General features: G+C 65.4%; 7 protein-coding genes. 4 read left to right on the top strand and 3 right to left on the bottom strand.

Going from position 1 to position 8,032, the window contains the following annotated elements:
• On the top strand, nucleotides 1-2,614 hold a 2,614-nt coding region (locus ABS88_RS21230), incomplete at its 5' end, for a M16 family metallopeptidase (RefSeq protein ID WP_286750509.1).
• Here ABS88_RS21230 and ABS88_RS21225 read toward each other — a convergent pair.
• Nucleotides 2,615-4,390 carry a cation:proton antiporter domain-containing protein gene (locus ABS88_RS21225; protein ID WP_286750508.1) on the bottom strand — a complete coding sequence of 592 codons (1,776 nt, stop codon included), beginning with the start codon at nucleotides 4,388-4,390 and terminating at the stop codon, nucleotides 2,615-2,617.
• Between the two features lie 78 nt (nucleotides 4,391-4,468).
• Nucleotides 4,469-5,683, bottom strand: coding sequence for an NADP-dependent isocitrate dehydrogenase (locus tag ABS88_RS21220; protein WP_062900589.1), 1,215 nt, complete (start codon nucleotides 5,681-5,683; stop codon nucleotides 4,469-4,471).
• Nucleotides 5,684-5,829: 146 nt separating this feature from the next.
• Between ABS88_RS21220 and ABS88_RS21215 the strand changes: the two genes are divergently transcribed.
• Nucleotides 5,830-6,564 (top strand): phosphatidylserine decarboxylase, encoded by a 735-nt coding sequence (locus ABS88_RS21215; protein ID WP_286750507.1) that lies wholly within the window; start codon nucleotides 5,830-5,832, stop codon nucleotides 6,562-6,564.
• A complete protein-coding gene (locus ABS88_RS21210) occupies nucleotides 6,564-7,337 on the top strand; it encodes a CDP-alcohol phosphatidyltransferase family protein (protein ID WP_286750506.1) in 774 nt (257 codons plus the stop codon). Before ABS88_RS21215 ends, ABS88_RS21210 begins: the two co-directional genes overlap by 1 nt.
• Here ABS88_RS21210 and ABS88_RS21205 read toward each other — a convergent pair.
• Nucleotides 7,321-7,569, bottom strand: coding sequence for a hypothetical protein (locus tag ABS88_RS21205; protein ID WP_086457138.1), 249 nt, complete (start codon nucleotides 7,567-7,569; stop codon nucleotides 7,321-7,323). The genes ABS88_RS21210 and ABS88_RS21205 overlap by 17 nt on opposite strands.
• A 322-nt stretch (nucleotides 7,570-7,891) precedes the next feature.
• Between ABS88_RS21205 and ABS88_RS21200 the strand changes: the two genes are divergently transcribed.
• On the top strand, nucleotides 7,892-8,032 hold a 141-nt coding region (locus ABS88_RS21200; protein ID WP_286750362.1), incomplete at its 3' end, for a 30S ribosomal protein S2.

Genomic DNA, 8,032 nt, shown 5'->3' with positions numbered 1-8,032 from the left:
TGCGCATCTGCTCGAACATCTGACATTTCGCGGCTCGCTGCATATTCCCGACGGAGAGACGAAGCGCATCTGGCAGCGTTTCGGTGTCACCTTCGGCAGCGATTCGAATGCGCAAACGACGCCGACGCAGACCGTCTATCAACTCGACTTGCCCAGCGTGACATCGACGACGCTGGACGAAAGCATGAAATTGCTGTCGGGCATGGTGCGCGAACCGCGGATCACCGATGCCGCGGTGACGGCCGAGCGCGGCGTCGTGCTGTCCGAACTGCGCGAACAGGATGGGCCGCAAAAGCGCATCGCCGATGCGACGAGCGCGCATCTGTTCGCAGGGCAATTGCTCGGCGAACGCTCGCCGATCGGAACCACTGCGGCGCTCGGTGCGGCTAACGCCAACAGCGTTCAGGCGTTTCACGATCGCTGGTATCGCCCCGACCGCGCCGTCGTCGTGATGGTCGGCGATGGCGATCCCGCGCAGTTCGCCGCGCTGATCGGCAAATATTTCGGCGACTGGAAAGAGGCGGGTGCGAACCCGGCGCAGCCCGATTTCGGCAAGCCCGATCCGTCGCAACCGGTCGCGAAGGAAATCGTCGAGGCGAACCAGCCGCTCGCGCTGACGCTCGCGATGATCCGGCCATGGAAAAAGCGCGTCGATACCGTCGAAAACACCCGGCGCCTCTACCTCGAATATCTCGCACAGGCGCTCGTCAATCGCCGGCTGGAAAATCGCGCGCGCAGCGGCGGCAGCTACCTCGTGGCCACCGTCAGCCAGGATTATGTCAGCCGCAGCGCCGATGTCACCTCGGCCGAAATCGTCCCGCTCGGCGACTGGAAGGCCGCGCTCGCCGACGTGCGCGGGGTTATCGCCGATGCCGTCCAGACGCCGCCGTCGCAGGCCGATATCGACCGCGAAGCGAACGAGATCGAGGCTTTCCTGCGCAAGGAACTGGAAAATGCGCCCAACGAGCCGGGGTCGCGCCTCGCCGACGACATGGTGCGCGCGGTGGATATCGGCGAGACGGTGACGAGCCCCAAGGGGCAGGTCGATATGTTCGCCGCGATCCGCGCGTCGGCGACGCCGCAGGTAATGCTCGACATCAGCCGGGCGATTTTCGCGGCGCCCGTCACGCGGCTCGTGCTGACGACGCCGACGCCGATCGAAGGCGGCGACAAGGCGTTGCTCGCCGCGCTTGCGGCACCCGTCACCGCGCGCGACGATCGCGTTGCGGCGGCGAAGGTCGATTTCAGCCAGCTTCCCGCGCTGGGGCAGCCCGGCACGATCGCATCCGAAACGCCGCTCCCCGGGCTGCGCGTCCAGCGTCTCGAATTCGCCAATGGCGTGACCGCGCTGGTTGCCGACAACAAGGTCGAACCCGGCAAGGTGCGCGTGAACGTCCGCTTCGGCAGCGGCAATCGCAGCGTCGCGGGGAACGCGCCCAATCTGCTGTGGACCGGCGATTATGCGCTGATGGCAAGCGGTGTCGGTCCGTGGGGCCAGAATGAGCTCGATCAGGCGACCAACGGGCGCCAGATCCAGATGGGCTTCGATATCGACGACGACGCCTTTGAAATGACCGCAGAGAGCAACCCCGCAGATCTGCGCGATCAGCTGCGCCTCATGGCGACCAAGCTCGCCGTGCCGCGCTGGGATGCCTCGCCGATCGAGCGGCTGCGCGTTGGCCTGCTGACCGGTTTCGACCTCAATGACGCGACGCCCAACGCGGTGCTCGACCGCAATCTGCGCGGGTGGTTGGCAGGTGGCGACACGCGCTGGGCGCCGCCGTCGCGCGCCGCGATCGAAGGGCTGACCCCCGCCGCCTTTCGCGCTTTCTGGGAACCGCGCCTGAAAAGCGGCCCGATCGAGGTCCAGATTTTCGGCGATCTCGAATCGGTCGATTACAAGCAGTTGCTTGCCGAAAGTTTCGGGGCGCTTGCGCCGCGCCAGCCGCTCGCACCGCCGGGCGGACAGAGCGTTGCCTTCGCGCAGCATAATGCAAAGCCGTTCGTCGCCTATCACACCGGCGACAAGGGGCAGGCGGCGGCGATGATCGCCTGGCCGACGAGCGGCGGGATCGACAATATGCGCGACGCGCGGGCGATGGATGTGCTCGCTGCGATCTTCAACGATCGCCTGTTCGACCGGCTGCGCGCCGAACAGGGCGCAAGCTATGGCCCGGTCGTTGACAGCCATTGGCCGACGGGTTTCGAAAAAAGCGGCGGCTATCTGCTCGTCGGCAGCCTGCTGGCACCAAAGGATGTGAACCGGCTCTACAGCATCGCCGACGACATTGCCGCCGATCTCGTCGCGCGGCCGGTTAGCGCTGATGAACTCGCGCGCAACGCCGGGCCGATCCGTGAACAGGTCGCGCGCGCGACGACCGGCAATCTTTACTGGATGTATCTGCTCGAGGGCGCGACGCGCGATCCGCGCTATATCAAGGCGGCGATGGCGATCGAGGACGATGTGACCAATATCAGCGCTGCCGATATTCAGCGTCTGGCGCGGCAATATCTGGTGCCGGGACGGAAATGGTCGCTGGCGGTGTTGCCGAAGGGAATGACGCTGGCGCAGGCGGCGGCGCTCGATGGCGGAGCCATCGGCGGCGGGAAATAGTCAGACGCTGCCTTCGGGGCGGCGCAGCTTGCGGATGCGCGGTTCGTCGGCGAGCTCGCCCTTGGTCATGATGTCGTGGCGCATGCGCGCCCGGACATCGTGGATCGAGGCGATGACGGGGCCCATCGCAACGCCCAGATCGACCAGCACGGCTTCGGCGAGTTGCAGCGAGCTTTCGAGCGTTTCGGGCACCGCGTCGGTGGCGCCGGCCCGATAGAGCGCCGCGGCATGATCGGCGTCGCGCGCGCGGCTGATGATCGGCAGCTCGGGATATTTCTGGCGAAGCTGGCGCGTCATGCGCAATTGCTGCACCGGATCGTCCATCGTCAGCACGATCGCGTCGGCATTCTCGATCCCCATCCGGTCGAGGCTGCCCGGGCGCGCCACATCGGCGAAGCGGACCGAAAATCCGTCGCGCCGCGCCGCCGCGACGGTGTCGATATCGGCGTCGACCGCGACATAGCGTCGCTGATGTTCGCGCAGCAATTCGGCGACGGTGCGCCCGACGCGGCCGAAGCCGACGACGACGGTGCGGCCTTCGGGCGTTTCTTCTTCCTGCGCGTCGCCGCTGCGCATCTCGATCCGGCGCGCGACATCGTGGCCAACGCGGGCGAGGAGCGGCGTGATCGTCAGGCCGATTGCGGTGACGAGCTGCCAGAATTCGGCGGTGGTGCGGCTGATGAGCTGCGCCTGCAGCGCCGTTGCAAGGACGATCAGCGTCGTTTCCGACGGGCTGGCCATCAGCAATCCGACCTCGGCCGCCGTGCCGCGCCGCGCGGCGCCCGAAAAGCGCAGCAGCGCCGCGGTCACGATCGATTTGATCAGGACCACGCCGACCACGGCGGCGATCAGCTCGGGCCATTGCGCCGCGATCGTCTTGAGGTTGAGCCCCATGCCGACGCTGATCAGGAACACGCCGAGCGCGAGACCTTTGAACGGCGCCGTGATCGCTTCGACTTCGCCATGATATTCGGTCTCGGCGATCATCAGGCCGGCCAGCAGCGCGCCGACGATCGGCGACAGGCCGACCGCGGCGGTCGCCAGCGCCGCGACGATCACGACCAGCAGGCTCGCCGCCAGAAACAGCTCGGGATCCTTGGCGCGCGCGGCCTGCGCGAAGATGCGCGGCAGCAGGAACCAGCCCGCGACCGCGAGGATCGCCACGACCAGCGCGCCCTGCCACAACGTCGTCAGCATAAGCTCGGTATTGTCGCTCGCCGCGATGGGGGACAGCGCGCCGAGAACGAAGATGATCGGGACGATCGCCAGATCCTCGAACAGCAACATCGCAAAGGAAGCGCGGCCGACGGCCGATTTGGTGCCCGCGATCGGCAGCACCAGCGCCGTCGATGAGAGGGCGAGGGCGATGCCGAGACCATAGGCCGCGGCGGTCGAATGATCGCCCAGCAGGAACAGCGCCGTGCCCAGTATCGCGCCGCCCAGCAAGAGTTCGGCAGCCCCGATGCCGAAGACCAGCTTGCGCAGCTGCCACAGGCGCCGGAACGACAGTTCGAGCCCGATCGAAAAGAGCAACAGGATGATGCCGAATTCGCCGAACAGCGCGATGTCTTCGCTCGACGCGATGGTGATGTGCCGCAGCCAGGGATAATCGGCGGCGAGCGCGCCGAGCCCCGATGGCCCGACGAGCAGCCCGACGAGAATGAACCCGATCACCGGCGAGATGCGAAAGCGCGCAAAGGCCGGGATGACGATTCCCGCCGCCCCCAGCACCACCAGCGCGTTGCCGATAGCCGATGTGTCCTGTTCACTTACCATAAGGGCCGACCTTATGCAGGCCGGCCCCGATTGGCTAGATGCCTATCCCAACCTTTTCGGTTGTTTAAGCCCGCTGGCTCAGGAGCCCATCTTCTTTTCGAGATTTTCGACGATCGCTTCGAAGAAGCCCTCGGTGGTCAGCCAGTTCTGATCGGGACCGATCAGCAGCGCCAGATCCTTGGTCATCTTGCCGCTTTCGACGGTTTCGATGCACACACGCTCAAGGTCTTCGGCAAACTTCGTCACCTCGGGCGTGCCGTCGAGCTTGCCGCGATGCTTGAGCCCGCCGGTCCAGGCAAAGATCGACGCGATCGGGTTCGTCGAGGTCGCCTTGCCCTGCTGGTGCATGCGGTAGTGGCGGGTGACGGTGCCGTGCGCCGCTTCGGATTCCACGGTCTGGCCGTCGGGCGTCATCAGCACGCTGGTCATCAGGCCGAGCGAGCCGAAGCCCTGTGCCACCGTGTCCGACTGGACGTCGCCGTCGTAATTCTTGCAGGCCCAGACGAACTTGCCCGACCATTTGAGGGCCGAGGCGACCATGTCGTCGATCAGGCGATGCTCGTAAATGATGCCGGCTGCTTCGAATTTGGCCTTGAATTCGTTCTGATAGACTTCCTCGAACAGATCCTTGAAGCGGCCGTCATAGGCCTTCAGGATCGTGTTCTTGGTCGACAGATAGACGGGCCAGCCGCGCGCGAGGCCATAATTCATGCTGGCGCGCGCGAAATCGCGGATCGAATCGTCGAGATTGTACATCGCCATCGCGACGCCGGACGAGGGGAACTGGAACACTTCCTCGTCGATGATCGTGCCGTCCTCGCCTTCGAACACCAGGCGCAGCTTGCCGGGGCCGGGGACGCGATAGTCGGTGGCGCGATACTGATCGCCGAAGGCGTGACGGCCGACGACGATCGGGTCGGTCCAGCCGGGGACAAGCCGCGGGACATTCTTGATGACGATCGGTTCGCGGAACACGACGCCGCCCAGGATGTTGCGGATCGTGCCGTTGGGCGACTTCCACATCTTCTTGAGGCCGAATTCCTCGACGCGCGCTTCGTCGGGGGTGATCGTCGCGCACTTCACGCCGACGCCATATTTCTTGATCGCATTGGCGGCTTCGACGGTGATCTTGTCGTCGGTGCGGTCGCGCTCCTCGATGCCGAGGTCGTAATAATGCAGGTCGACGTCGAGATAGGGCAGGATCAGCCGTTCGCGAATCCACTGCCAGATGATCCGCGTCATTTCGTCGCCGTCGAGTTCGACGACCGGGTTGACTACCTTGATCTTGCCCATGCTGCTGCCTTTTCCTTGGGGAGTCGAATTGCAGGGGGCCTTAGGCAAAGCCGGGGCAATGTTCAACCGCCCTGGTGCCGTCCCGCGAGCGGGCGGGGCGGGATAAGCGATTGTCAGTGCCCGATGCGCGCCCTAGAACAATCGCCATGTCCACCACCATCTCTTCCAACCGCCCCGGCGGCGGCATCAAGTGGCGCTGGCCGTCGATTCACCCCGAGGGCCGCAAATTCCTGTTGATCGCGGCGATCGTCACCGTCTGTTTCTGGCTGCTCGGCTGGGAAATCGCCGGCTGGCTGATGGCCGGAATCACCGCGTGGGTCGGCGCCTTTTTCCGCGACCCGGTGCGCGTGACGCCGACCAGTGCCGACCTGGTCATCGCACCCGCCGACGGGCTCGTCACCCAGATTGCCGAAGTCCCGCCCCCGCCCGAAATCGCTGGGGCCGACGGGCTGGGCGATGCGCCGATGCTGCGCGTATCGATCTTCATGAGCGTGTTCGACGTCCATATCAATCGCACCCCGGTTGCCGGGACGCTGCGCAAGCTCGTTTATATCCCCGGCAAGTTCGTGAACGCCGATCTCGACAAGGCGAGCGAGGAAAACGAGCGCCAGCATTTCGTCGTCGAACGCGCCGACGGGGTGCGCATCGGCTTCACCCAGATTGGGGGGCTGGTGGCGCGGCGCATCATGCCCTTCGTGAGCATGGGAACCGAGCTTGCGACGGGCCAACGCGTCGGCCTGATCCGCTTCGGCAGCCGTGTCGATGTCTATCTGCCGCAGGGTACGGCGCCGCAGGTGTTGCTGGGGCAGCGCACGCTGGCCGGCGAAACGATTGTTGCCCGGCTCGGCAAGGGCGACACGATCGACGGCATCGGGCAATAATGGCGGGTGATCGCGATCCCCGGACGGGTGTCGACCCGCGCCGCATCGGCGGCATCCCGCTGCGTGCCTTTGCGCCCAACGCGATTACCGCGCTCGCCCTGTGCTTCGGCCTGACGGGCGTGCGTTTCGCGATCGGCGAGGAATGGGAAAAGGCGCTGGCGGCGGTGATCTTCGCCGGGGTGCTCGACGGGATGGACGGGCGCATCGCGCGCCTGCTGCGCGCGCAGAGCAAATTCGGCGCCGAACTCGATTCCCTGTCTGATGTCATTGCCTTCGGCGTCGCGCCGGCGATGATCCTGTTTCTGTGGTCGCTGGACGACGCGCCGAAATTCGGCTGGACCGCAGCGCTGGCGCTCGCGGTCGGCTGCGCGCTGCGGCTGGCGCGGTTCAATTCGCGGATGGACGCCGATGTCCAGCCGCACAAGTCGGCGGGCTTCAACACCGGCATTCCGGCGCCTGCGGGGGCGGGACTTGCCTTTGTTCCCGTCTATCTCTGGCTTTCGACCGGCAACGACCTGTTCCGCGAATGGTATGTCGTCATGCCGTGGGCGCTCGGCGTCGCGATGCTGATGATCTCGGCAATCCCGACATACAGCTGGTCGTCGATCCGCCTGCGTCGGTCGTGGCGGCTGTTCGCGCTGGCGGGGGTGGGGCTGCTCGGCGCTGCGCTCGTCACTGCGCCGTGGCCGACATTGCTTGCGATCTGCGTCTTCTATGTCGGGCTGCTGCCCTTTGGACTTGCGAGCTACGCGAAAGTCAGGCGGCGCGGCTGATCAGCGGCTGAACGCGAACCGGGGTGCGAACGCCGCGCGGCATGTCACGGCGGCGCAGCGGCACGACGGTCGCGGCCGGGCCGGTCTGGGGGGACGAGCCGTGCGGGAAGGCGCCTTCGCCGGCAAGCGCCGACAAGATCGCGTCGCCATTGGTGCGCAGCATGGCGAGAATCACCAGCACACCCAGTCCGGCGGCACATGCGAAGAGAAGAGCGGCGGCGACCTGAACCATTTTCTTGTCCTTTCGGCTTCCCTGTGCGAAACCTTCGCCCGGAGCTACGGTTTTGCTGACCTTTTCGTTCCATGTTCTCTATTTGTTCTCAATGCTAATGCGATGAAACGTTATGTTTTGTCGATGAATTGAGTTGGGCGCGGTGCAAGGCGCACCGAGCCGGCAGGGCGGCTAATCGACGCTTGGGCCTTGCTTTTCGCGGGCAAGCCGTCTAACGGCCCGCCCATTCCACATGGAAGGCGCACATACCGGTGCCGGGATGATTCCCTAGCGGATCGCTCGGTTCTTGCCTTTCAGAGGACTAACCGGAAGGAGAAAGACTATGGCGGCTCCTGTCGTCACGATGCAGAATCTTATCGAAGCTGGCGCCCACTTCGGCCACCAGACCCACCGTTGGAACCCGCGCATGAAGCCGTATATCTTCGGCGCGCGCAACGGCATCCACATCCTCGACCTGTCGCAG

It is taken from the genome of Sphingopyxis sp. SCN 67-31, from assembly GCF_001725095.1.
This window is presented reverse-complemented; position numbering and strand designations above follow the sequence as displayed.

Bases quoted from the DNA above. Each gene is read 5' to 3' on its own strand.
- ABS88_RS21215 (WP_286750507.1), top strand. From the start codon at position 5,830: ATGTCCACCACCATCTCTTCCAACCGCCCCGGCGGCGGCATCAAGTGG.
- ABS88_RS21205 (WP_086457138.1), bottom strand. From the start codon at position 7,569: ATGGTTCAGGTCGCCGCCGCTCTTCTCTTCGCATGTGCCGCCGGACTG.
- ABS88_RS21220 (WP_062900589.1), bottom strand. From the start codon at position 5,683: ATGGGCAAGATCAAGGTAGTCAACCCGGTCGTCGAACTCGACGGCGAC.
- ABS88_RS21225 (WP_286750508.1), bottom strand. From the start codon at position 4,390: ATGGTAAGTGAACAGGACACATCGGCTATCGGCAACGCGCTGGTGGTG.
- ABS88_RS21210 (WP_286750506.1), top strand. From the start codon at position 6,564: ATGGCGGGTGATCGCGATCCCCGGACGGGTGTCGACCCGCGCCGCATC.